The organism is Paraburkholderia sartisoli, from assembly GCF_900107685.1.
GTDB lineage: Bacteria > Pseudomonadota > Gammaproteobacteria > Burkholderiales > Burkholderiaceae > Paraburkholderia > Paraburkholderia sartisoli.
Map to the genome: position 1 here is coordinate 810443 of NZ_FNRQ01000002.1, position 23179 is coordinate 833621.

Consider the following 23179-nt stretch of genomic DNA (forward strand, 5'->3'; position numbering starts at 1 on the left):
AGGCCGGTTCGAAAGAACCGGCCTTTGTCGTTTACCGCATGGCCTTTAGAGGCTGCGCAGCGGACACGTCATTTGAACCCGAGCTTGCGCCGCGCCGCGATCAACGCGACGAGACTGATCACCGCCGCGAACATCATGTAAAAGCCCGGCGCCGTTTTCGTTCCGGTCGCGCTGATCAGCCACGCGATGATGAACGGGCCGAAGCCGCCAAACACCGTCACCGCGATGTTATACGCGAGCGACATGCCGGTCGTGCGTGTCGCCACCGGAAAGATCTCCGAGAGCAACCCCGGCAGCGCGCCGAAGTAACCCGTCATCAGAAACGCGAAAACGATCTGGATCGCGATGAGCGTTTCGAACGTCGGATGCGCGACGAGATACGCGAACGCCGGATAGATCAGCACCAGCAGCAACACGGCTGAAACCAGCATGATGCCGGTTCGTCCGTGGCGGTCGGACACGTGTCCCACGACCGGCGCGAACACGAGCTGGATCGCGCCGACGAGCAGGATCGCCGCGAACGATACCGAAGGCGACAAACCCAGTTGCTTGACGCCGTAGGTCGGCATGAAGAGCACGAGATAGGTCGACACCGTGCCGAGCACCACGAGGCCGATCGCGATCGCGAGGCGCAGCTTGTGGCTCGCGAAGGTATCGCGCAGCGGCGTCGTGGTAGTTTCGGCGGCGAGAAATTCCGGCGTCTCGTCGAGGCGCGTGCGGATGTACCACGCGACCGGCCCGATCAGCAGCCCGAAGAAGAACGGCACGCGCCATCCCCACGACATCATCTGTTCCGGCGAGAGCCTGCCCGTCAGCACGACGCCGAAGAGCGCCGCGAGCAGCGTCGTCAGCCCCTGGCTCGCGATCTGCCAGCTCGCGAAGAAACCGCGCCGGCCCGGCACGTGCTCGGCGAGAAACGCCGTCGCGCTGCCGAACTCGCCGCCGGCGGAAAAACCCTGCATTAGCCGCGCGAGCACCAGGATCAGCGGCGCGGCAAGACCGATCGTCGCGTACACCGGAAGGATCGCGATGATCAGCGTGCCGGCCATCATCAGCAGGATCGAGAGCGTCAGGGCCGCCTTGCGCCCTGCCCGGTCGGCGTACGCGCCGAGCACGATCGCGCCGAGCGGGCGCATGAAGAACGAGACGCCAAACGTGCCAAGCGTGACCAGTAGCGAAATGGTGTCGTTACCCGCGGGGAAAAACAGCTTCGAGATAGTGACCGCGAAAAACCCGTAGACGACGAGATCAAACCACTCCAGCGCATTGCCGATCGACGCGGCGACTACGATGCGCCACGAGCTGTGCCGTGCCGCTGCGGCGCTTGCGGCCGTCGTTGCATTCATTCAGATCTCCCGTGCGCGCGAATAGTGTCGTCGCCCGCCTGGATGCGCGCACAACCAGTTGGGCGGTAACGCACTGTGTACCTGAAAAAATAACTTCGCGCGAGCGGCAGATGCAGCACCCGGATATCGCGCCCAAAGCGGGACGCCTGAAACAAAACACCCCACTGGCGTCATCCGCCAGTGGGGTGCAAGGTCGTGCCAGCCAGGCCCAGTGCCGCGCCATCCCGGGATGGGAAAACGCGAAAGCCCGGAAAACCGTTACTGCTTGATGCCTTCAGACTGGATGTGCAGCTTCGTCTGCATGCTGAAGCCATACTTCTTGCCGAAGTCCATGCCGAAGTCGGCACGGTCGAACGTCGTGGCGGCTTCCACGCCGCACACTTCGCGCTTGAGCACCGGATGCTGCATGCACTTGAACGATTCGATCTTCAGGTTCACCGGCTTCGTCACGCCGTGCATCGTCAGCGTGCCGATCACTTCGACAGGCTTGTCGCCGTCGAACTTGATCTCGGTGCCCTTGTAGGTCGCAGCCGGGAACTTCGCGACGTCGAAGAAGGCGTCCGATTTCAGATGTTCGTCGAGCTTCGGGTTGCCGGTGCTCACCGAAGCCGGATCGACCGTGACGTCGACCGTGCCGGTCTTCGCCGCGCGGTCGAGCGTGACCGTGCCCGTGCTCTTCGTGAACTTGCCGCGCCACACCGACAGGCCGCCGAAGTGGTCAGCCTCGAAGCTCGGATACGTGTGCGTGGGGTCGAGTTGATAGGTATCGGCGGCGAACGCGCCGATCGAGAGAGTCGACGCCAGAGCGGCGATCAGCAGATGTTTCTTCAATTCATGCTCCTTCAGGTATCCAGGCGCGCCGCACGAAAGGACGGCGCGAAAACAATGAGAACGGCAGACAGTGCTTACTTGTGTGCTGCAACGAGATGAAACTTGATGACCACTTCGTCGGCCACGACCGACGTATCTTTCCATTCACCCGTGCCGACCTCGAACTGCGAGCGCCTGATGGGCAGCGAGCCGTCGAAGGTCTGCGTCGCGCCCTGCTGCACGACGGTGACCGGCACCGTGACCGTCTGCGACTTGCCCTTGATCGTGAGCTTGCCGGTCACCTTGAACTGGTTGCCGCCGGCCGGCGCGATCGCGCTCGAAACGAACGTCGCCGCCGGGTAGGTCTTCGAGTCGAACCATTCCTTGCCGCGCACCTCGTCGTTGTAGCTCTCGTCGCCGAGGTCGTAGCTGCCGGTATCGATGGAAATCTGTGCCGTGCCGGCCGCCGGCCTGGCCGGATCGAACGTGATCTGCGCGGTGAACTTGCCGAACTTGCCTTCGACCGGCACGTTCATCTGTTTCGACGTCGCCGTGACGGTGCTCTTCGACACGTCGACCTGGGCGAACGCGCCGCCCGCGACAGTCAGCGCGACGGCCGTGAAAGCCGCGAGCAGGGTGCGATGCAATGAAACCTTCATGTGTGTCCTATTTGAGGAAAGGGATCATGCGCGACAGCAGGCCGTCGCGATCCACCAGCTGGTGCTTGAGCGCCCCGGCAACGTGCAGGACGACGAGCGTGAGCAGGCCGTAATTGAGCGTCACGTGAACGACCTTGAGGATGGCTTTCAGATGCGGGTCCGGCGCGATCAGCAACGGCAGGCGCACGAGACCGAGATACACGACCGGGATATTCGACGCCGAGCTGTACAGATAGCCCGACGCCGGGATCGCGATCATCAGCACATACAGCAGCACGTGTACGAGCTGCGCGGCGATCCGCTGCCAGCCGGCCATGCCGCCCGGTAACGCGGGCGCCGCATGGGTCGCGCGCCACAGGATGCGCAGCACGGCGAGCGCGAACACGGTCACGCCGATCCACTTGTGCCACGAGAAATAGCGCAGCTTGGTGGGCGTGAAGCCCGGGATGTCGGTCATTACCCAGCCGAGCGCGAATCCGCAGACAATCAGGAGCGCGATCAGCCAGTGAAACGCAATCGCGGTCCCGCTGTAATGGTCGGGCGTGCTGGGGGCCGCGACGGAAGAATGAAATGCCATGACGGATCACTGACGCAAACAGGGTTAACGGGGCCACGGAAGCACTTATTCCAGCCCCCGCGGATGCAGCCCGACGCGGGCCGGTCAGCAACCATGTTGCATGGGACCAGAGTAAGCGCTTTGCACGGGATCATGCGTAGCGCATCGCAAAAGGCGCATGCCGATACCAAGGCCGCCATGCTACCGCAAGCCGGCAAAGCGGGTTGAGCGCGGCCGTGCAACAGTGCGTCGCGTGGATGGAACGATTTGGGGCCGGAAAGTGTCCGAAGCGTGTGCGCACCACCCGCCCCGGATGCGCGGGAGCAACAATTCTCGAATCCGGCGGCCAGGGTGTTTGGTAACATGAGCGCAGCTTGTGGGCGAAAGCACCCAGCAGCACCGTTCTCCGGGTCGCCGTCTTCGTACACGTTGGTGAAAGGTCGTGCCGGTTTGTATTGCGGATTCCTGTCCACGCTGTCTGTCTTCACTCCTACATGGAACATGACCACCTGATCGCGTGCCACGAGTGCGACGCGCTGTTCAAGAAGCCGCGGCTCGACCGCCGCTCGCTGGCGCGGTGCCCGCGCTGCAAGGCAACGCTCTACCGGAGCGCGTCGTCGCGCATCGACAACGTCGTCGCCATGACGCTGGCCGCGCTCTTCACGTTCCTCATCGCGCAGGCGTTCCCGATCGTCGAACTCGAAACCAGTGGGATCACGTCGCAGACCACGCTGTTCGGCGCGATCGTCGCGTTGTGGAACGAGGACATGCAGATCGTCGCGGTGATGGTCTTCTGCTCGACGACGCTCTTCCCGCTCACCGAACTCCTCGCCCTTCTCTATGTGCTCGTGCCGGTGCGCGCGGGCTATGTGCCGCCGCTCTTTAACCGCGTGCTGCGCGCGATCCAGTTCGTGCGGCCGTGGGGCATGATCGAGGTGTTCATGCTCGGCGTGCTGATCACCATCGTGAAGATGATCAGCCTCGCGCGCGTGATTCCCGAAGCCGCGCTCTTCGCCTTCGGCGCGCTCACGCTGATGTTCGCGGTCGTCGTCACGTTCGATCCGGGCACGCTGTGGGATATCGCCGATACCTTGCCCCGGGAGCGTCTGCGGCGCATCCGGCGTCTCAAGGCAGCGCGGGCCGCCGGCCATCCACCGGCCCCCCATCAGGGATGAAAGCGGGATGAAATACATCACAGCCAAACGCGCGGGCTTCGTCAGTTGCCATGCATGCGGGCGGGTCGAACCGTGGCAACGGACGGCGCAGCATCAACAGTGCGGGCGTTGCGGCGCGACCCTGCACCGCCGCACCCCCGACAGCCTGATGCGCGTATGGGCGCTGCTCATCGCGGCCGCGCTGCTCTATATTCCGGCGAACCTGCTGCCCGTCATGCATACAGCATCGCTCGTCGGCGCCGAGGATGACACGATCATGAGCGGCGTGGTCTACTTCTGGACCTCGGGCGACTGGCCGCTTTCCATCATCGTGTTCATTGCCAGCATCCTGGTGCCGATGCTCAAGCTGAGCGTGCTCGCGCTGCTGACCATCACCGCGCAGCGCCGCTCGAAGTGGCGGCCCGACCAGCGCACGAAGCTCTACCGGATCGTCGAGCGGATCGGCCGCTGGTCGATGCTCGACGTGTTCGTCGTGACGCTGACGGTCGCGCTGGTCCGTTTCAAGTCACTCGCGGTGATCACCGCCGGCCCGGGCGCGCTCGCGTTCGGCTCCGTGGTGATCCTCACGATGCTGGCCTCGATGCAGTTCGATCCGCGCCTCATCTGGGATTACGTCGATGAGCGCAAAGACAGAAAAACCACAGGGATCAAACCATGAATAGTCCACAAGGACCGAATCCGCCGCCCGATCTGCCGGATCCCGAGATCGAGCCGCCGCGCCGCAGCTGGCTGCCGTCGCTCGTCTGGGTGATTCCGCTGATCGCGGCGCTGATCGGCGTCGCGCTCGTCGTCAAGTCGGTCTCCGGCAAGGGGCCGACCATCACGATCAGCTTCGTGAGTGCCGAAGGGCTCGAGCCCGGCAAGACGCAGGTCAAGTACAAGGACGTCGACGTCGGCTCCGTGAAGACCATCAAGCTTGCGAAAAATCTCTCGCACGTGAGCGTCGAGGTGCAGCTCACCAAGGAAGCCGAGGATTTCGCCGTGAAAGGCACGCGCTTCTGGGTCGTGAAGCCGCGCGTGGGCGCGAGCGGCGTGTCCGGGTTGAGCACGCTGCTGTCTGGCGCGTATATCGGCGTCGACCCCGGGCGCACGGAAGACACGCAGAAAGACTTCGTCGGGCTGGAGACGCCACCGCCGATTACCGGCGACCAGAAAGGCCATCAGTTCACGCTGCGCGGCGAGTCGCTCGGCTCGATCGACATCGGTTCGCCGATCTACTACCGGCGCGTGCAGGTGGGCCAGGTGGTGGGCTTTTCGCTCGACAAGGACGGCACGGGTGTAACGATGCAGGTGTTCGTCAGCGCGCCGTTCGACCAGTATGTCGGCACCAATACGCGCTGGTGGCACGCGAGCGGCGTCGACGTCCGGCTCGATTCGAGCGGCTTCAAGCTGAACACCCAGTCGCTGGCCACGCTGATCGTCGGCGGTCTTGCGTTCCAGGCGCCGCCGGGGCAGCCGCCCGGTCCGCAGGCGCAGAACAACACGACGTTCCGCCTCGGCTCCGACCAGGCCGACGCGATGCGTGATCCGGACGGCGAACCGGTGCGCGTGGTGATGAACTTCAACCAGTCGCTGCGCGGACTGGCGGTGGGCGCGCCGATCGACTTCCGCGGCATCGTGCTCGGCGAGGTCACGGCCATCGGCATCGACTACGATCCGAAGGCGCGCAACTTCAGGATGCCGGTGACGATCAACATCTATCCGGGACGTCTCTCGCGACGCGCGCGCGGCCCTGTGCCGGAACCGGGCAGCGCGGCGAGCCACGAACTGCTGGAGCGGCTCGTCAAGCACGGCCTGCGCGGCCAGCTGCGCACGGGCAACCTGATCACGAGCCAGCTGTACATCGCGCTCGACATCTTCCCGAAAGCGCCGCCCGCGAAGATCGATATCAACAGCGATCCGATGGAGTTGCCGACGATCCCGAACTCGCTCGACGAACTGCAGGTTCAGGTCGCGGATATCGCGAAGAAACTGGATGCGGTGCCGTTCGACCAGATCGGCAGCAACCTGAACACCGCGCTGAAGAACGCCGACCAGCTGTTCAGGCGGCTCGACACCGAAGTCGTGCCGGAGGCGCGCGACACGCTGGCCGCCGCGAAGCAGACGTTCGGCTCGGCCGAAGCCACCTTGCAGCAGGATTCGCCGCTGCAATCGGACGTGCATCAGGCGCTGCAGGAACTGACGCGCACGCTGCAATCGCTGAACGCGCTGTCGGACTACCTCGAACGTCATCCGGAATCGCTGCTGCGTGGCAAAACAGGAGATAAACCATGATGTTCGCCCGGCTGTTTCATCCGGCGCGCGCCGCTAGCCGTGTTGCTGTCCGCGCAGGGTTTCGCGCCGTTGCCCATGCCGCTGGCCGCGCCAGCCTTCCCTCCGTCACGGCGGTGGCCGTGGCCGCCGGGGTGCTGGCGCTTGCGGGCTGCGCGTCGCCAGTGAGCCGCTTCTACACGCTCAATGGCAACGACACCGGCACCGGCGCGCCAGCGTCCACCCGCCCGGCCGGCAGTTCGTCGATGCTGATCGAGGTGCCGCCCGTCGACGTGCCGCCGCAGGTCGCGAAATACCAGTTCGTGGTGCAGACGGGCCCGACGCAGGTTCAGGTGCTCGAACAGGAACGCTGGGCGTCCCTGCCGGGCGACGAGATCCGTCGCGCGCTGTCGTCGGACCTCACCGCCCGGCTCGGCGCGATCGACGTCTACGGCACGCCGTATCCGGACGGCGCGCCGGTGTATCGCGTCAGCGTGAACGTGCAGCGCTTCGAGTCGTGGCCGGGCTCGCATGCGCTGATCGACGCCGTCTGGAGCGTGCGCGCGGTGCGCACGCAGGCGGTGCTGACCTGCCGCAGCGTCGTGAGCGAGCCGGTCGCGGCTGGCTACGACGCGCTGGCGGAAGGCCATCGTCGCGCGGTGCAGGAAATCTCGACGGAAATCGCCGCCGGCGTGCAGGCGCTCGCCGCCGCGCCGCAGACGCGGACCGCCGTGCCCGTGAAGGGCGCGTCGTCGACCATGACGACCGGCGCGGGTGTGATCAAGGTGCCGTGTCCAACGCCTCAGGGAGTCGCGCCGGCTGCTTGAGGTGAGTGGCCAGACTGGCTGGCGGAGGCACCTGCCGGAAGCCTCCGTCTGAAACGTCAGGCATGGCGCGCCACCGGCGCGCGCATTGCTGCCGACGGCCGGACACAGGAAGTGCTCGCCTGAATCATCCGTCCGGCATAGCGCACCACCGTCGCGCGCCGTGTTGCCGACGGCCCGATGCAGGAAGCCTCCGCCTGAACCATCCGTCCGGCATGGCGCACCGCCATCGCGTGCCTTGCTGCCGACAACCGGACGCAACTGACCGCGCCGATCACGCGGCCGGCCTTACCTGCATGGCCGGCACGACGGCCATGAGCGCATCCGCCGACCGCGTACAATACGGGCTTCCCTCCAGGCCTTCCGGCAACCTCAATGTCCTTCGATTTTTTCGCCCCCTGCCCACGCGGCCTTGAAGCCGCGCTCGCGTCCGAACTCGCCGAAATCGGCGCGCGCCATCTGAACGGCGCCCCGTTCGCACCCGGCGCGCAGGTCCCGGGCGGCGTGCATTTCCGCGGAGGATGGACCGCCGGCATGGCCGCCAACCTGCATTCGCGGATCGCGAGCCGCGTGCTGCTGAAGATCGCCCACCGCCCGTATCGCGCCGAGCAGGACATCTACGCGCTCGCGCTCGAACAGCGCTGGGAACAGTGGTTCTCCGCGAACGAAACGCTGCGCGTCGACGTCACGGCGATCAAGTCGCCGCTGCGCAGCCTCGAATTCGCGACGCTACGCGTCAAGGACGCGATCTGCGACCGTCTGCGCGAAAAGAGCGGCGCGCGCCCGAGCATCGACACGGCCGAACCCGACGTGCGCGTGTTCGCGTTCCTCACCGCAACCGACTGCACGCTGTATCTCGACACGTCCGGCGATCCGCTCTTCAAGCGCGGCTGGCGGCTCGACAAGGGCGCGGCGCCGCTGCGCGAAAACCTCGCGGCCGGCATCCTGCGCCTGACGGGCTGGACCGCCGGCACGCCGCTCTATGACCCGATGTGCGGCAGCGGCACGTTCCTCGCCGAAGCGGCGCAGGTCGCGCTGAACATCGCGCCGGGCGTCGAGCGCCGGTTTGGTTTCGAACGCCTGAAGCAGTACGACGCCAACGCGTGGCAGACGCTGAAAGTCGCCGCGGTGGACGCCAAACGCGCCGCACGCGGCTCGCGCGCCGACCTGCAGATTTTCGGCAGCGACATTTCCGGCGACATGCTCGACAAGGCGCGCGCCAACTTCGAGCGCGCGGGTCTGAACGTGCCGCTCAAGCAGGTCGACGCGCGCGGCATGACGCCGCCGGTCGGCACGCCGGGCATCCTCGTCGCGAATCCGCCGTACGGTGAACGTATCGAGGTGCGCGGACGCGGCCCGCGCGGCGAAGTGCGCGAAACCGGCCGCGAAAGCCGCGAGGACGAAGGCTTCAAACGCGTCCACACCGATGCACCCGACAGCGAGTTCTTCAAGTCGTTCGGCGATGCGCTCAAGCAGCGCTTCACCGGCTGGCACGCATTCGTCCTGACGTCGGATCGCAAGCTGCCCGGCCAGATGCGCCTGCGCGAATCGACCAAGACGCCGCTCTTCAACGGCGCGCTCGAATGCCGTCTGTTCCGCTTCGACCTGATTGCCGGCAGCGTGCGCCAGCGCCCGGCCGCCAGTGTCACCAACCCCGGCGATACCGCTGAAGGTCAGCGCTAGCCTTTCCGTTCCGGCGCGCATCAGAACAACGCGGCGACGGGCATCTGCCCCGTGCGCCGCGTTTTTTATTGCCCTCGAATATTCGCGGTCGCTCAAGGCTACTGACAGGACGATGTCAGTAGCCCGGCAGCACACTTCAGTCACGCCATCCGGCATCTTGCACGGAGCGGCGCACTACCAAGGAGCGTGTCATGTCAGCAGCTGATTCCCGCGTTATCGCCTGGTTTGAAATTCCGTCGACCGACTTCGATCGCGCGGTGCGTTTCTACGAAACCGTCCTCGGCAACCCGATGCGCCGCGAAGACTTCGGCCAGCCGATCGCCCTCTTCACCTATGGCGAGCAGGCAACGGGCGGTTGCGTGGTCGGCGGCACGTCGCTGAAGCCGTCGGCGGCCGGCACGATGGTGTATCTCAACGCCACGCCCGACGTGAACACCGTGCTCGCGCGCGTCGAGAAGGCCGGCGGCAGGGTGGAAGGTCCGGCCATCCAGTTGCCGGGCGACATCGGCTACATCGCCTTCATCGCCGATACCGAAGGCAACCGCATCGGCCTGCATTCGCAGCACAACGGCTAGAGGATCGCGTCCCCGGGCGGACCCGCGTGGCAGGCCCCGTCCTGGGACGCGCGGAGCACGTCATGCGGCGCTATCATCGCGGAGGCGTTCCCGCCCTGTTACCTCCACGCAGGACAACTCCGATGACGCGTCGCGCCGACCGCCTTTTCCAGATCGCCGAACTGCTGCGCGGCCGCCGGCTGACCACCGCGCAGCAGCTTGCCGAATGGCTGAAGATCTCGCCGCGCACGGTGTATCGCGACGTGCGCGACCTGCAACTCTCCGGTGTGCCGATCGAAGGCGAGCCCGGCATCGGCTACCGGCTCGCCCGCTCGGCCAGCCTGCCGCCGCTCACCTTCACCGCCGAGGAACTCGCCGCGCTCGCCGCCGGCGCGCGCATGCTCGAAACGTGGGGCGGCGCGAGTTTCGCTTCGGGTGCGCGCGGCGCACTCGCGAAGATTGCCTCCGCGATGCCCGCCGACAAGCGCGCGACGCTCGAACGCGCGCCTTTCTTCGCGCCATCGTTTCACGTCAAGGGGGAATTCTCGGAGAAGGTGGACACGCTGCATCGGGCCATCGACAATCATCGCGTGGTGAGCTTCGCCTACGTCGACCGGAACGAAGCCGCGACGGAGCGGCGCGTGTGGCCGCTCGGGCTCGTCTACTGGGGCGCGCGCTGGACGATCGCCGCGTGGTGCGAACTGCGCGAAGGGTTTCGCAACTTCGACGTCGAGCGCATGCAGGACGTCGCGTTGCATGAAGCGTTTCCGGATACGGAAGGCCGCAGGCTGGCGGATTTCATGCGGCATGTGGAAGCGAAGCCGCGGTGAACCGGTTCGCGTCGCGAGCGCCTGACCCGCGACACGGACCGTTACATCACACGGCTCAATCCACCGCCTTCACCATATCCTCGATCACTTTCTTCGCATCGCCGAAGACCATCATCGTCTTGTCCATGTAGAAGAGATCGTTGTCGAGCCCCGCATACCCCGCCGCCATCGAGCGCTTGTTCACGATGACCGTGCGCGCCTTGTAAGCCTCGATGATCGGCATCCCCGCGATCGGCGACTTCGGATCGTTCTTCGCCGCGGGATTCACGACGTCGTTCGCGCCGAGCACCAGCACCACGTCCACCTGACCGAACTCGCCGTTGATGTCGTCCATTTCGAAGACCATGTCGTACGGCACTTCGGCTTCGGCCAGCAGCACGTTCATGTGGCCCGGCATCCGGCCGGCCACCGGGTGAATCGCGTACTTCACCTCGATGCCCTTCTCGACGAGCTTGTCGGTCAGCTCCTTCAGCGCATGCTGCGCGCGCGCCACCGCGAGCCCGTAACCCGGCACGATCACGATCGTTTCCGCGTTGCCCATCATGAACGAAGCGTCTTCCGCCGAACCCGACTTGACCGGGCGCTGCTCCGTCGCGCCGCCCGCCACGGCCGCGCCGCCTTCGTTACCGAAGCCGCCCAGGATCACGTTGAAGAACGAACGGTTCATCGCGCGGCACATGATGTACGACAGGATCGCGCCCGACGAACCCACGAGCGAACCCGCGATGATCAGCATCGGATTGTTCAGCGAGAAGCCGATGCCCGCCGCCGCCCAGCCCGAGTACGAGTTGAGCATCGACACGACCACCGGCATGTCCGCGCCGCCGATCGGGATGATGATCAGCACGCCGAGCGCGAACGCGATCGCCGTCATGATGATGAACGGCAGCCATGCCTGCGTGAGAAAGAAGATCACGCCGAAGCCGATCATCCCGAGCGCGAGCAGCAGGTTGATCAGATGCTGGCCCGCGTAGACGACGGGCGCACCCTGAAAGAGCCGGAACTTGTACTTGCCCGACAGCTTGCCGAACGCGATCACCGAACCGGAGAACGTGATCGCGCCGACGAACGTGCCGATGAACAGCTCGACGCGATTGCCGTAGGGCAGGAATCCCGCGTACGGCGCATCCTCGACGCCGAGCCCGAATGCGGCCGGCTCCGACACCACCGCGTACGCGATACACACCGCGGCGAGACCGATCAGCGAGTGCATCGCGGCGACGAGTTCTGGCATCTTCGTCATCTCGACGCGCGCGGCGACGAACGCGCCAACCGCGCCGCCCACGATCAACGCGGCGAACAGCAGGCCGAGACCGAGGGCGAGATTCGAGCCGAGTCCGGCGGCCTGCTTCGTGATCAATGCGATGGTCGTGAGAATCGCAATCGCCATCCCGACCATGCCGAACAGATTGCCGGTGCGCGCGGTCTTCGGATTCGACAGCCCCTTGAGCGCCTGGATGAAACACACCGACGCAACGAGATATAACAGCGTGACGACGTTCAGGCTCATTACGCGTTCTCCTTCGCGGTGTTGCCTGGCGCCGCCAGCTTCTTCGGTTCTTTCTTGCGGAACATCTCGAGCATTCGCCGCGTCACGAGAAATCCGCCGAACACGTTCACCGCCGCCAGCCCGACCGCGAGCGTGCCGAAGAACTTGCCGGTCGTGCCGAGCGTGAGCCCGGCGGCGAGCATCGCGCCGACGATCACGATCGCGGAGATCGCGTTGGTCACCGCCATCAGCGGCGTGTGCAGCGCGGGCGTGACGTTCCAGACGACGTGGTAGCCGACGTAAATCGCCAGCACGAAGATGATCAGGTTGATCACCGTATGGTTGATGACTTCCATGGTTGCCCCTTATGCCTTGCGTGTCACGGCGCCGTCGCGGGCCAGCAGCGTGGCCGCGACGATATCGTCCGCGAGATCGATGTTCAGTGCGCCTTCCTTCGTGACGATCAGCTTCAGGAAGTCGAGCAGGTTGCGCGCGTAAAGCGACGACGCGTCGGACGGCACCATCGACGCCAGATTCGTGTAACCCACGATCTGCACGCCGAACTTCGTGACGACCTTGTCCGCTTCGGTCAGCGGACAGTTGCCGCCGCGCTGCCCTTCATACTCGGGACCGCGGCCCGCGGCCAGATCGATCAGCACGGAACCCGGCTTCATCGCCTGCACGGTTTCGACGGAGATCAGCGTCGGCGCGGGACGGCCCGGAATCAGCGCGGTGCTGATGACGATGTCGGCCTGCTTCGCGCGCTCGTGAACGAGCACCGACTGGCGCGCAAGCCACGAGGCCGGCATCGGCCGCGCGTAGCCACCGACGCCCTGCGCGGCGTCGCGCTCTTCGTCGGTTTCGTAGGGCACGTCGAGAAACTTCGCGCCGAGCGATTCGATCTGCTCCTTCACCGCCGGACGCACGTCGGACGCCTCGATCACCGCGCCGAGACGTTTAGCAGTCGCAATCGCCTGCAGCCCGGCCACGCCCGCGCCGAGAATCAGCACGCGCGCCGCCTTCACGGTGCCCGCCGCCGTCATCAGCATCGGCATGAAGCGCGGGTACAACGTCGCGCCGAGCAGCACCGCTTTATAGCCCGCAATGTTGGCTTGAGACGACAGTACGTCGAGACTTTGCGCGCGCGTCGTGCGCGGCGCGGCTTCGAGCGCAAATGCAGTCACGCCAGCAGCGGCGAGCTTTGATGAGTTTTCTGAATTAAAGGGGTCCAGCATCCCGACGAGCGTTGCGCCGCGCCTGAGCATCGGCAACTCGGTATCGGTGGGCGACTGGACCTTGAGAACGAGATCGGCGCCGAACGCAGTGGGCGCGTCGACAAGTTCCGCTCCGGCGGCCGCAAAGGCTTCATCAGTAAAGCTCGCGCCGGTGCCGGCGCCGCTTTGAACCGTGACTCTGTGACCTTGGGAAACGTACTTTTTTACCGTCTCGGGCGTCGCGGCAACGCGGGTTTCGTACGGCCGCGTTTCGGCTGGCACTCCGATGTGCATCGTTGAATCCTCCTCGACTTCCTGTTGTTTCGTACAGTTCTGCCGACGAGGCACGCCGGCCTGGATATTGCATCAGCTAACTGCTTCACTTTAACCGAAACCCGCCGATAGACAGAAACCAGGGGCGATCCGGGTATCCAAACAGTTAATCCCAGGCAATCCGGCCGCGGATCGCCTGTGGGCACCTTGCCGGCAGCCCCTCGCCATAGACGGTAAAATGCGATCCCATGAAACCGGAATCCTGGGCTCCACACGTCACGGTCGCGGCGATCGTCGAGCGCGACGGGCGCTTTCTCGTCGTCGAGGAACACACCGACGACGGGCTGCGGCTGAACCAGCCGGCCGGCCATCTGGAAGCCGGCGAAACGCTCGTCGAAGCGGTGATCCGCGAGACGCTCGAGGAAACCGCGCATCCGTTCACGCCTCACGCGCTCGTCGGCGTTTATATGACGCATTTCGCGCGGCCGGCGCGCGAAGGCGTCACGTATGTGCGCTTCACGTATTGCGGCGGCAGCGGCGAACCCGAGGCGGGTCGCGCGCTCGATCCGGACATCGTGCGCACGCTGTGGATGAGCGCCGACGAATTGCGCGCATGTCCCGAACGGCATCGCACGCCGCTCGTCATGCAATGTATCGACGATTACCTCGCCGGCCGGCGCATTCCGCTCGACTTCGTGCACACGCACTCGGTCGGACCACCCCGGCCAGTTAGCACACAGAAGTAGCAGGCAGACAATGAGCAAGCAGAAAGTCGTAGTGGGCATGTCGGGCGGCGTCGATTCGTCGGTGACCGCGTGGCTGCTGAAAGAACAGGGATACGACGTCGTCGGTCTTTTCATGAAGAACTGGGAAGACGACGACGACAGCGAGTACTGCTCGACGCGGCAGGACTGGATCGACGTCGTCTCGGTGGCTGACCTGATCGGCATCGACGTCGAGGCGGTCAACTTCGCCGCCGAATATAAAGACCGCGTGTTCGCCGAATTCCTGCGCGAATACTCGGCGGGCCGCACGCCCAACCCGGACGTGCTGTGCAACGCCGAAATCAAGTTCAAGGCGTTCCTCGATCACGCGATGTCGCTCGGCGCGCAGACTATCGCGACGGGTCACTACGCACGCGTGCGCGAACGCGAAGGCCGTTTCGAGCTGCTGAAAGCGTTCGACCACACGAAGGACCAGTCGTACTTCCTGCATCGCCTGAACCAGGCGCAACTGTCGAAAACGCTCTTTCCGCTCGGCGAGATGCCGAAGACGAAAGTGCGCGAGATCGCTGAACAGATCGGCCTGCCGAACGCGAAGAAGAAAGACTCGACCGGCATCTGCTTTATCGGCGAACGACCGTTTCGCGACTTCCTGAACCGATATCTGCCGACGAAGCCCGGTCCGATGAAGACGACCGATGGCAAGGTCGTCGGCGAACATATCGGCCTTGCGTTCTATACGTACGGCCAGCGCAAGGGCATCGGTCTTGGCGGCAGCAAGGACGGCAGCGGCGAGCCGTGGTTCGCCGCGGGCAAGGACATCCCGTCGAATACGCTATACGTCGCGCAGGGGCACGACCATCCGTGGCTGCTCAGCCACTCGCTGGGCGCGGGAAACACGAGCTGGGTGGCAGGCGAGGCGCCGCCGGAAGACTTCGCGTGCGCGGCCAAGACGCGCTATCGCCAGGCGGACGCGGCATGCACGTTCAGCACCGCCGGGCTCGCCGAAGGCCATTTCGGCCTGCACTTCGACGACGCGCAATGGGCTGTCACACCAGGGCAATCGGCGGTGCTCTACGATGGCGACGTGTGTCTTGGCGGCGGCATCATCGAGCATGCCGCGACGGCGCAGCCGCTCACGCGTGCGCCGCGGAGCGCCGCGTTGCTGGGTGCGGCGCGCTAGCGCATCGGTGGTCTCGCGATCTGTCATCCGTGATTCGTCAGCCTGTGGCATCGGGTAGCCGGTTTGCTTCGACATAAGAATCAGAAAGAAAGCAGTCGTTCGATTCACCCGCGGCGAGGCGCGTGTACGCCGAAGCATGGCGTTGCCCGCGCCGCGCGTGCTGCGGCGATATTCACTGCAATGGAGTCTTCATGTTCTCTCGACGTTATGTGGCGATGTGGTGCGCGATCGTGCTGCTGGCCGCCTGCGCAACGCTCGCCGCGCTGCATCACCTTTCGTGGTTCTGGATCGTCGTGCCGCTGGCGCTGGTCGCGCTCGGCATCTTCGACCTGACGCAGGAACGCCACGCGATCCTGCGCAATTACCCGCTCTGGGGCCACTTCCGTTTTCTGTTCGAATTCATCCGCCCGGAGATCCGCCAGTATTTCGTCGAAGGCGATACAGAAGAGCGTCCGTTCTCGCGCGCCCAGCGCAGCATCGTCTACCAGCGCGCGAAAAACGACGTCGACAGCCGGCCCTACGGCACCGAGCTCGACGTGAAAGCGGTCGCGCACGAATGGATCAGCCACTCGCTCGCGCCGACAAAACTCGACAGCCATGACTTTCGCATCGTCGTCGGCGCAGAGCGCGCGCAACCTTATTCGATGTCGATCTTCAACGTGTCGGCGATGAGCTTCGGCTCGCTGTCGGCGAACGCGATCATGGCGCTCAATCTCGGCGCGAAAAAAGGCAACTTCGCGCACGACACCGGCGAAGGCTCGATGTCGAAATATCACCGCGAACACGGTGGCGACATCATCTGGGAAATCGCGTCGGGCTACTTCGGGTGCCGCAACGACGACGGCACCTTCAGCGCGGAAAAATTCGCGAAGCAGGCGAGCGAACCGCAGGTGAAGATGATCGAAATCAAGCTGTCGCAAGGCGCGAAGCCCGGGCACGGCGGCGTGCTGCCGGCGGCGAAGATCACGCCCGAAATCGCGGAGACGCGTGGCGTGCCGATGGGCCGCGACTGCGTGTCGCCCGCGACGCACTCCGAGTTCTCGACGCCGCGCGGGCTGCTCGAATTCGTCGAGCGGCTGCGCACGCTGTCAGGCGGCAAGCCGACCGGCTTCAAGCTGTGCATCGGACATCCGTGGGAGTTTTTCGGCATCGCGAAAGCGATGCTGGAGACGGGCATCGTGCCGGACTTTATCGTCGTCGACGGCGCGGAAGGCGGCACGGGTGCGGCGCCGCTGGAGTTCACCGATCACGTCGGCGTGCCGCTGCAGGAAGGGCTGCTGCTCGTGCATAACACGCTCGTCGGCATCGGCCTGCGTGACCGGGTCCGCGTGGGCGCGAGCGGCAAGATGATCACCGCGTTCGATATCGCGAAGACGCTCGCGATCGGCGCCGACTGGGTCAACGCGGCGCGCGGCTTCATGTTCGCGGTCGGCTGCATCCAGGCGCAGACATGCCACACGGGCCGCTGCCCGACCGGCGTCGCGACACAGGACCCGGTTCGCCAGCGCGCGCTCGTGGTGCCGGACAAATCGGACCGCGTGTTCAACTTCCATCACAACACGCTGCATGCGTTGCAGGAAATCATCCAGGCCGCCGGCCTCGAACATCCGGCCGATCTGCGCGCGCATCACATCGTGCGGCGGGTGTCGTCGCATGAAGTGCGGTTGATGTCGGATCTGCTCAAGTATCTGGAGCCGAACGATCTCGTCAGCGGCAACTACCGGTATTCGCTGTATGAAAAGTGGTGGCCGGTCGCGCGCAGCGATTCGTTTTCGCCGAAGCGCGTGCCGCCCCTGAAGCAGCCGGCGCAACCGCAGACCGTGTAGAGCGGCACAAAGAAGAAAGCGCGTGCCCGAAACCCGGGACACGCGCTTTTATGCCACATAGCCTGCCTGTCGCTACACGCGACATCCGCGAAAGATCACGTCGGCGTCGGCCGCCACTTCAGCAGACGATGCTCGACCGCCGTCAGCAGATAATCCGCCGCGAGTGCGACCACCGCGAGCACGATCATCGCCGCGAACACGCCGCTTGCGTTGAACGCGCCCTGCGCGGTCGAGATCAGCAGCCCGATACCCTGCTTCGAACCGAGAAACTCGCCGACCACCGCGCCAACCAGCGCGAAGCCGAAGCTCACGTGCAGGCTCGCCAGAATCCAGCTGAGCGCCGACGGAATCACCACCGACGTCGTCACCTGACGGCGCGACGCACCCAGAATCTGCGCATTCGCGATCATGTAGCGGTCGGCTTCGCGCACGCCCTGGAACGCATTGGCGAACACGACGAAGAACACCATCACCACCGCGAGCGCCACCTTCGACGCCATGCCGAGGCCGAGTGCAATCACGAACACCGAGCCGAGCACCACGCGCGGAATCGAGTTGGCGATCTTGATGTACAGGCTGAACACGTCCGAGAGCAGCTTGTTGCGCCCGAGCACGATCCCGCAGACGATGCCGCCCGCCGCGCCGATGAGAAACCCGATGATCGTCTCTTCGAGCGTCACCCAGACCTGCGTCAGGAGCGGGCCCTGTGACGTGCCGTTCGCGAACCAGTCGATGATCTGGTCGAAAATCGCCGACGGCATCGAAAAGAAGAACGGATCGATCCATTTGAGCCGCGCGAACAGTTCCCAGCCGCCGAGCACGACGACCAGCACCGCGACGCGCAGGCCGATCACCAGCGCGTGGCGCTGGCGGATGCGCTTTTGCGCAAGGAGCTCGACCTGGGCGAGCGTCGCTGGATCGATGCCCGCAGGCATCGCCCGTTGAGAAGTGGTAGTAGACATAGCCTCGCTTTCTCCGCTTTTTCCTGATTAACCGATCTGGACTTCTTCACGCAGGTCGTGCCAGATGTCGCGCGCAATGTCGATGAAGTGCGCGTCATAACGCACCTCCGACGTGACACGCGGACGCGGCAGATCGACCTCGTACACCTTCTTGAGCGTGGCGGGCCGCGCGGTCAGCACGAACACCCGGTCGGCGAGCGCGATCGCTTCCTCGATATCGTGCGTGACGAACACCACCGAGCCCGTGCCCGACCACAGCTGCAGCAGCTCGTCCTGCATCAGCGTGCGGGTCTGCATGTCGAGCGCCGAGAACGGCTCGTCCATCAGCAGGATTTCCGGCTTGTTGATGAACGTCTGCGCAAGCGCGACGCGCTTGCGCATGCCGCCCGACAACTGATGCGGATAATGCTTGCCGAACTTGTCGAGACCGACGCGGCGCAGCCATTCGTTCGCTTCGTCATGCGCGGCCGATTTCGAGCGGCCGCGATACAGCGGACCGGCCGCGACGTTGTCGAGCACCGAGCGCCACGGGAACACGGCATCCGCCTGGAACACGAAGCCGATGCGCGGATCGATGCCGTCCACCGGCGCGCCCATCACGCGCACCTCGCCGGTGGTCGGTTTCAGCAGGCCCGTGATCAGGCTGAGCGTCGTCGATTTGCCGCAGCCCGTCGGCCCGACGATCGCGACGAACTCGCCCCGCGCGACAGCCATGCTGAAGTCGCGCAGCGCGATCGTCGCCTTGCCGTCGGGGGAAATGAAGCGGCACGATACGTTGCGCAGCTCGATGGCTGGCGTGCCGTGTGACAAAGGTTGATTCATCGCCTGTCTCGTGGGTTGCTGGGTAATCGAATGTCTGCCGGCGCGTTACTTCGCCGCCGTCTTGAGCGTCGACACGAACTCGTCCGTATAGGTCTTCGCGAGATCGATGTGCTTGCCCTTCACCGAAGGATTGAACGCGGAGAGCACCTTCAGCACCGTTTGCGGGCCGTCGGCGGGCATCTTGCCGTCCTTCGTGAACATCGGCAGCGACGCCTTCAGCGCCGCCACGTACAGTTCCTTGTTGCTGCCGTAGTAGTCCTTCGGCATCTTCGCGGCGATGTCCTCGGCGCTGTGCGTCGCGATGAAGTTCAGCGTCTTCGCGAACGCCCGGGCAAGCTTGCCCGCTTCGTCCTTGTGCGATTCGGCCCACGCGCGCTGCACGTAGAAACTCGACGCCGGATAGGTGCCGCCAAGCGCGGCCCGCGTGCCGTCGAGCGTGCGCATGTCGACCAGCACCTTCGCGTCGCCGGTCTTCAGCAGCTGCGAGACGGTCGGCTCGGTCGTCATGCCCGCGTCGATACGGTTTTGCTGGATCGCCGCGATGAAACTGTTGCCGGCGCCGACGGGCAGCAGCGTGTATTGCGTCGACGCAATACCGCCGCGCTGCGCGAGATATTGCGTGAGGAAGGCCGTCGACGAACCGAGGCCCGTCACGCCGAGGGTCTTGCCCTTCACGTCGGCCATGCTCTTGACAGTGGCGGACGCCTTCGTCGACACCATTTCGACTTCGCCCGGCACCTGGCCAAAGACGACGAGCGCCTCGATTTCCTTGCCCTTGCTCTGCAGGTCGATGGTGTGGTCGTAGAAGCCCACGACGCCCTGCACCGCGCCCGCGAGCAGTTCGTTTTCGGCATCGACGCCCGCCGGCTGCGACAGCAGTTCGACGTCGAGCCCTTCGTCCTTGAAATAGCCGAGCTGTTCGGTCAGCTTGGCGGGCAGATAGATGATCTTGGTGGCGCCACCGACCATGATCGTGAGTTTCTCGGCTTGAGCAGCAGTCGAGGCGGCGGCAAGGGCGAAGGCAACGCCCGACACAACGGCGAGTTGGCGCAAGGTACGCATCAAGCAGTCTCCTGAGGTTGGTTCGCCGCAATCGTGACGCGCGGCGTTTTCTGGTGAATGAGGCCGATTATAGGAACCGGAAACCTTCTGCGAGCTTTCTGGCCCTTCAGGAAAACATGGGTGTTAACCCGTGGACGTGCCGTGGACGTGCCGTCGCCCGCGGCAAAGGATGAAGGAAGCGCGCAAACCGCCCGTTTTACGGCACAATCGACGGCCTGATTCCCGCCGTTGCCACCATGAAGCTGCTGCTGATCGAAGACAACCCTACGCTCGCGCACTGGCTCGCGAAGATGCTCGAACACGAGACGTTCGCGCTCGACGCGGTGCAGGACGGCGACGCCGCCGACCAGCTGCTGCGCACGAACCACTACGACGTCGTGCTGCTGGACCTGAACCTGCCGAAGCTCTCGGGCAAGAACGTGCTGCGCCGCCTGCGCCAGCGCGGCGACGCGACGCCGGTGCTGATCCTGACCGCGAGCGGCTCGATCGACGAAAAGGTCGAGCTGCTCGGCGCCGGCGCGGACGACTATCTGGTGAAGCCGTTCGAAGTGCGTGAACTGGTCGCGCGCATCAAGGTGCTGATCCGGCGGCAGACGCCTTCGAAGGCGAGCGAGGTAGTCTGCGGCGATCTCACGTTCGACATCGACACGCGCCAGTTCCTGCTGCGGGGCGCGCCGCTCAACGTGACGCCGCGCGAGCGCACGGTGCTCGAAACGCTGATCCTGCGGCTCGGCAAGACGGTGTCGAAACCGGCGCTGGTCGATGCGATCTTCACGCTCTCCGACGAACCCAGCGAAGACGCAGTCGAAATCTACATCTCGCGGCTGCGCAAGAAGCTCGACGGCAGTTCGGCCGTGATCGTCACGCTGCGCGGGCTCGGCTACCTGCTGCGCAAGAAAGAAGATGACCAATAGCCTGCGCATGCGCCTGCTGTGGTGGCTGCTCGTGCCGCTCGCGCTGTACGTGTTCGTCACCGGCAAGGCCGAACACGAGAACGCACGGCGCACGGCGGATCTGGTGCAGGACAACCAGCTGGTTTCGTCGGCGCGGATGATCGCCGGAGACGTGACGTGGGTCGACGGCTATCTGCGCGCCGACGTGCCCCCCGCGGCGCTCGAAGTGTTCGCGTCGCCATACGGCGACCAGGTGTTCTACAGCGTGAGCGTCGAGGGCGGCCGGCTGCTCGCCGGCAATCCGGATTTCCCGCGCAGCGGCCGCCGCACTGCCAGCACCCCCGATTATTACGACGCCGACCTGCACGGCCAGCCGGTGCGCGCCGTCGCCTTCGTCCGGCAAATGTACGACAACGGCGCGACGCGGCGCGTGCTGGTGTCGGTCGGCAAGACCGTGCGCTCGCGCGACGCGATGGCGCAGCAACTGTGGCAACCGCAACTCGTGCGGCAGATCGAAATGGTCGTGCTGGCGGTGGCGCTCGTGTGCATCGGTCTCACGTTCGAACTGCGGCCGCTGATGAAAGTGAAGGACGACGTCGCCGACCGCGATCCGATGCAGCTCGCGCCGATTCGCGTCGAGCGGCTCCATACGGAACTGCGGCCGATCGTCGACGCCATCAATCAATGCATCGCGCGCCTCGGCGTGCAGGTGGCCGCGCAGCGGCGCTTCATCGCGGATGCCGCGCATCAGTTGCGCACGCCGCTCACGCTGCTTGGCACCCAGCTGCAGTTCGCGCGCCAGCACGGCGGCATCGAGCCCGGGCTCGCCGAAGCGCTCGCGGCGATGCACCGCAGCAACCGGTCGATGGTGGGTCTCACCAACAAGCTGCTGCTGCTCGCGCAGGCCGAGGCGGCTGACTACACCCGGCTCGCGAGCGAACCCGCCGACCTCGCCGCGATTGCGAAAGACGTGGCCGAAGATCTCGCGCTCCTCGCGCAGACGCGGGAAATCGACCTGGGGGCTGAACTCGATGGACCGGCGCCGGTGACCGGCCATCCGGGATTGCTGTCAGCGCTGGTCGCGAATCTCGCGGAAAACGCGATCCGCTATACGCAGGCGGGCGGCCATGTGACGGTGGCCGTCCGCACCGACGGCGCGACGGTCACGCTGGTGGTATCGGACGATGGACCCGGCATTGCGCCCGAAGCGCGCAGCCGGGTGTTCGAGCCGTTCTACCGTGCCTCCGCCGATACCGAAGGCACCGGCCTTGGCCTTGCAATCGTCCGCGAGATCGTGCAGGCGCATCGCGGCGAGATCACGCTCGAGCCCGGCGCGGGCGGCCGCGGCGTGACCGCGACCGTGACGCTCGCCGCGGCGCGAAGCCCGGCGCAACCCGAGGCATGACCCGGGGCGCCAGATGCAGGCTCAGATTGACGGCACGGTATCGATGAACGACTGGCGCAGCGACAGCTTCTGGAAGTGCCGGTCGAGATCGGGATACGGGTCGCGCCAGTTCAGCTCGGGCAAGCGGAAATCCAGATAGCCGAGCGCGCAACCGACCGCGATGTCCGCGAGCGTGTAGTGATTGCCGGTACACCAGGTCTTGCTGCCGAGCCCGCGCGACATCGCCGCCAGACCGTCGTCGATCTTGTGCCGCTGCCGCGCAATCCAGGCTTCGCTGCGATGTTCCTCCGCGCGCTGCGTGCTTTCCACGCGGATCAGGACGGCGGCGTCCAGCATGCCGTCCGCGAGCGCCTCCCAGCAACGCACCTCGATACGCTCGCGGCCCGGCTGCGGAATCAGCTTGCCGACCGGCGACAGCGTATCGACGTACTCGCAGATCACGCGCGAATCGAAGACCGCTTCGCCGTCGTCCATCACGAGACACGGCACCTTGCCGAGCGGGTTGAAGGTGTGAATCGTGGTTTCCGGCGCCCAGACGTTCTCGAGCACCAGCTGATAGTCGATCTTCTTTTCGGCGAGCACGATCCGCGCCTTGCGGACAAACGGACTGGCAAACGAACCAATGAGTTTCATGACACTGC

General features: G+C 65.2%; 23 protein-coding genes. 12 read left to right on the plus strand and 11 right to left on the minus strand.

The genetic code is table 11. The features are described 5' to 3' along the window. Positions 1 to 68 precede the first annotated feature (68 nt). The 4 genes from BLV45_RS10865 to BLV45_RS10880 form a co-directional block, all read right to left on the minus strand. A complete protein-coding gene (locus BLV45_RS10865) occupies positions 69 to 1346 on the minus strand; it encodes an MFS transporter (RefSeq protein ID WP_090532599.1) in 1278 nt (425 codons plus the stop codon). Between the two features lie 258 nt (positions 1347 to 1604). Then, positions 1605 to 2165, minus strand: coding sequence for a YceI family protein (locus BLV45_RS10870; protein WP_090532894.1), 561 nt, complete (start codon positions 2163 to 2165; stop codon positions 1605 to 1607). 86 nt (positions 2166 to 2251) lie between these two features. After that, positions 2252 to 2815 (minus strand): YceI family protein, encoded by a 564-nt coding sequence (locus BLV45_RS10875; protein ID WP_090532601.1) that lies wholly within the window; start codon positions 2813 to 2815, stop codon positions 2252 to 2254. Positions 2816 to 2822: 7 nt separating this feature from the next. Beyond that, positions 2823 to 3392, minus strand: coding sequence for a cytochrome b (locus tag BLV45_RS10880; protein ID WP_090532603.1), 570 nt, complete (start codon positions 3390 to 3392; stop codon positions 2823 to 2825). A gap of 473 nt (positions 3393 to 3865) precedes the next feature. Here BLV45_RS10880 and BLV45_RS10885 point away from each other — a divergent pair, with 473 nt between their 5' ends. The 7 genes from BLV45_RS10885 (at position 3866) to BLV45_RS10915 (ending at position 10687) form a co-directional block, all read left to right on the plus strand. After that, positions 3866 to 4546 (plus strand): paraquat-inducible protein A, encoded by a 681-nt coding sequence (locus BLV45_RS10885; protein WP_090532605.1) that lies wholly within the window; start codon positions 3866 to 3868, stop codon positions 4544 to 4546. 7 nt (positions 4547 to 4553) lie between these two features. Further along, positions 4554 to 5204 (plus strand): paraquat-inducible protein A, encoded by a 651-nt coding sequence (locus BLV45_RS10890; protein WP_090532607.1) that lies wholly within the window; start codon positions 4554 to 4556, stop codon positions 5202 to 5204. Then, positions 5201 to 6820 (plus strand): PqiB family protein, encoded by a 1620-nt coding sequence (locus BLV45_RS10895; protein WP_090532609.1) that lies wholly within the window; start codon positions 5201 to 5203, stop codon positions 6818 to 6820. The genes BLV45_RS10890 and BLV45_RS10895 overlap by 4 nt, the downstream gene beginning before the upstream one ends. Beyond that, positions 6817 to 7623: a PqiC family protein gene (locus BLV45_RS10900; protein ID WP_090532611.1), complete on the plus strand. Its 807-nt coding sequence runs from the start codon at positions 6817 to 6819 to the stop codon at positions 7621 to 7623. Before BLV45_RS10895 ends, BLV45_RS10900 begins: the two co-directional genes overlap by 4 nt. 372 nt (positions 7624 to 7995) lie before the next feature. Continuing rightward, entirely contained in the window at positions 7996 to 9303 is a 1308-nt protein-coding gene (locus tag BLV45_RS10905; protein WP_090532613.1) for a THUMP domain-containing class I SAM-dependent RNA methyltransferase, read from the plus strand. Positions 9304 to 9494: 191 nt separating this feature from the next. Further along, positions 9495 to 9878, plus strand: coding sequence for a VOC family protein (locus BLV45_RS10910; protein ID WP_090532615.1), 384 nt, complete (start codon positions 9495 to 9497; stop codon positions 9876 to 9878). Positions 9879 to 9940: 62 nt separating this feature from the next. Beyond that, on the plus strand, positions 9941 to 10687 hold the full coding sequence (locus tag BLV45_RS10915; protein ID WP_090532617.1) for a helix-turn-helix transcriptional regulator: 747 nt from the start codon (positions 9941 to 9943) through the stop codon (positions 10685 to 10687). A 55-nt stretch (positions 10688 to 10742) separates the two neighbouring features. Here BLV45_RS10915 and BLV45_RS10920 read toward each other — a convergent pair whose 3' ends face one another. From BLV45_RS10920 to BLV45_RS10930, 3 genes are read right to left on the minus strand one after another with little or no spacing between them, the layout of a single operon-like run. Further along, the gene (locus BLV45_RS10920; RefSeq protein ID WP_090532619.1) at positions 10743 to 12197 is read right to left on the minus strand and encodes an NAD(P)(+) transhydrogenase (Re/Si-specific) subunit beta; all 1455 of its coding nucleotides are present in this window, start codon (positions 12195 to 12197) and stop codon (positions 10743 to 10745) included. After that, positions 12197 to 12532 carry an NAD(P) transhydrogenase subunit alpha gene (locus BLV45_RS10925; RefSeq protein WP_090532621.1) on the minus strand — a complete coding sequence of 112 codons (336 nt, stop codon included), beginning with the start codon at positions 12530 to 12532 and terminating at the stop codon, positions 12197 to 12199. Before BLV45_RS10925 ends, BLV45_RS10920 begins: the two co-directional genes overlap by 1 nt. A gap of 9 nt (positions 12533 to 12541) precedes the next feature. Then, positions 12542 to 13684, minus strand: coding sequence for a Re/Si-specific NAD(P)(+) transhydrogenase subunit alpha (locus BLV45_RS10930; RefSeq protein WP_090532623.1), 1143 nt, complete (start codon positions 13682 to 13684; stop codon positions 12542 to 12544). Between the two features lie 227 nt (positions 13685 to 13911). Here BLV45_RS10930 and BLV45_RS10935 point away from each other — a divergent pair, with 227 nt between their 5' ends. The 3 genes from BLV45_RS10935 (at position 13912) to BLV45_RS10945 (ending at position 17394) form a co-directional block, all read left to right on the plus strand. Beyond that, positions 13912 to 14409, plus strand: coding sequence for an NUDIX hydrolase (locus tag BLV45_RS10935; RefSeq protein ID WP_090532626.1), 498 nt, complete (start codon positions 13912 to 13914; stop codon positions 14407 to 14409). A gap of 10 nt (positions 14410 to 14419) precedes the next feature. Continuing rightward, positions 14420 to 15568, plus strand: a complete 1149-nt coding sequence (mnmA, locus tag BLV45_RS10940) for a tRNA 2-thiouridine(34) synthase MnmA (protein ID WP_090532628.1) — start codon at positions 14420 to 14422, stop codon at positions 15566 to 15568. 191 nt (positions 15569 to 15759) lie between these two features. Continuing rightward, positions 15760 to 17394, plus strand: a complete 1635-nt coding sequence (locus BLV45_RS10945) for an FMN-binding glutamate synthase family protein (RefSeq protein WP_090532631.1) — start codon at positions 15760 to 15762, stop codon at positions 17392 to 17394. A gap of 95 nt (positions 17395 to 17489) precedes the next feature. On the opposite strand, the gene BLV45_RS10950 is transcribed toward BLV45_RS10945, so the two are convergent. From BLV45_RS10950 to BLV45_RS10960, 3 genes are read right to left on the minus strand one after another with little or no spacing between them, the layout of a single operon-like run. Further along, on the minus strand, positions 17490 to 18356 hold the full coding sequence (locus BLV45_RS10950) for an ABC transporter permease (RefSeq protein ID WP_090532633.1): 867 nt from the start codon (positions 18354 to 18356) through the stop codon (positions 17490 to 17492). Positions 18357 to 18383: 27 nt separating this feature from the next. Next, entirely contained in the window at positions 18384 to 19178 is a 795-nt protein-coding gene (locus tag BLV45_RS10955) for an ABC transporter ATP-binding protein (RefSeq protein ID WP_090532634.1), read from the minus strand. A 45-nt stretch (positions 19179 to 19223) separates the two neighbouring features. Beyond that, the gene (locus BLV45_RS10960) at positions 19224 to 20240 is read right to left on the minus strand and encodes an ABC transporter substrate-binding protein (protein ID WP_090532636.1); all 1017 of its coding nucleotides are present in this window, start codon (positions 20238 to 20240) and stop codon (positions 19224 to 19226) included. Between the two features lie 236 nt (positions 20241 to 20476). On the opposite strand from BLV45_RS10960, the gene BLV45_RS10965 reads away from it, so the two are divergent. After that, positions 20477 to 21154 (plus strand): response regulator, encoded by a 678-nt coding sequence (locus BLV45_RS10965; protein WP_090532638.1) that lies wholly within the window; start codon positions 20477 to 20479, stop codon positions 21152 to 21154. Further along, positions 21144 to 22538 carry a sensor histidine kinase gene (locus BLV45_RS10970; RefSeq protein WP_090532640.1) on the plus strand — a complete coding sequence of 465 codons (1395 nt, stop codon included), beginning with the start codon at positions 21144 to 21146 and terminating at the stop codon, positions 22536 to 22538. Before BLV45_RS10965 ends, BLV45_RS10970 begins: the two co-directional genes overlap by 11 nt. 21 nt (positions 22539 to 22559) lie before the next feature. Here the strand turns inward: BLV45_RS10970 and BLV45_RS10975 are convergent, their stop codons facing one another. Beyond that, entirely contained in the window at positions 22560 to 23171 is a 612-nt protein-coding gene (locus tag BLV45_RS10975; RefSeq protein WP_090532642.1) for a glutathione S-transferase C-terminal domain-containing protein, read from the minus strand. Positions 23172 to 23179: the final 8 nt, after the last annotated feature.